This is a genomic window from Roseospira goensis (assembly GCF_014197795.1).
Classification (GTDB): Bacteria; Pseudomonadota; Alphaproteobacteria; order Rhodospirillales; family Rhodospirillaceae; genus Rhodospira; species Rhodospira goensis.
The window spans coordinates 1-1,148 of sequence record NZ_JACIGI010000081.1; the positions used below are offsets into that span (position 1 = coordinate 1).

A 1,148-nucleotide genomic window follows, 5' to 3' on the forward strand; every position below is an offset into this window, starting at 1 on the left:
TTGCGGTTCTCCTGAAGCATTTTTCCGAGATCGAAGATGATCGAGAGGCGTGGCGTGTCGACCACCCACTGCCTGAGGTATTGTTCCTGGTGGTATGCGGCAGTATCGTCGACTGCGATGACTTTGACCTGATTTCTGATTGGGGCGAGGCGCATCTGGATTTCCTGCGCACTGTGCTTCCTTATCGCAATGGCGTGCCGTGCGGGCGTTGGCTCAACATTCTGATGAACCGGATCGACCCGGCCCTGTTCTCGGACTGTTTTACCACATGGGTGCGCGAGACCTGGCCCGAGCGGGCGGATTTCGTGGCCATCGACGGCAAGACCTCGCGGCGCAGCCATGATCGGGCCAAGGGCAAGGCGGCGCTGCACCTGGTTTCGGCGTTCGCCACCACGCGGCGGCTGGTGCTGGCCCAGGAAGCGGTCCCCGAAAAAGCCAGCGAAACCTCTGCCATTCCCGGTCTTGTGGAGCGCCTGGGGGCCAAGGACGGCCTCAAGGGCGCGCTGGTCAGCATCGACGCCATCGCCTGCAACGGCACGATGGCCAGCGCCATCCGCGAGCAGGGAGCCGACTACCTGTTGGCCGTCAAGAACAACCAGCCAAGCCTGCGCGCCGAGACGCAGGCCCTGTTCGAGACCGCCGCAGCTGAGGACCTTGAGACTGTGACCGACGTCGACAAGGGACACGGCCGTCTCGAAGAGCGCACCGTCACCGTCTGCCGCGCGGTCGACTGGTTGGCCGGGGACCGCCGCTTTCCAGGCGAACTGCGCCTGCCCGACGCGGCCACCCTCGTCAAGGTCGACAGCCATACCGAGCTGAAGAACAAGACCCGCACCGAAACCCGTTACTACATCTCGTCGGCCATGCTCTCCGCCCAGACCGCCGCCGCGGCCGTGCGCAGCCACTGGGCCATCGAAAACAGCCTCCACTGGGTCCTCGATGTCACCTTCAAGGACGACCTGTCCCGCGTCCGGACCGGCCACGGCGCCAAAAACATGGCCGTCGTCAGGCACTTCGCCTTCAACCTCGTGCGCGCCATGTCCGACAAGCGCACCCTCAAGACCAGACGCAAACGCGCCGCATGGGACACAAACTACCTCGCCCAAATCCTGAACATGAAAATCCCGTAACCTGGATTCGGAGCCCTG

At 63.8% G+C, this 1,148-nt stretch carries 1 protein-coding gene; it reads left to right on the forward strand.

The annotated features are described in order from the left end of the window. Positions 1–11: 11 nt before the first annotated feature. Entirely contained in the window at positions 12–1,130 is a 1,119-nt protein-coding gene (locus GGD88_RS18430; protein ID WP_246423870.1) for an ISAs1 family transposase, read from the forward strand. The last annotated feature ends 18 nt before the right edge of the window (positions 1,131–1,148 follow it).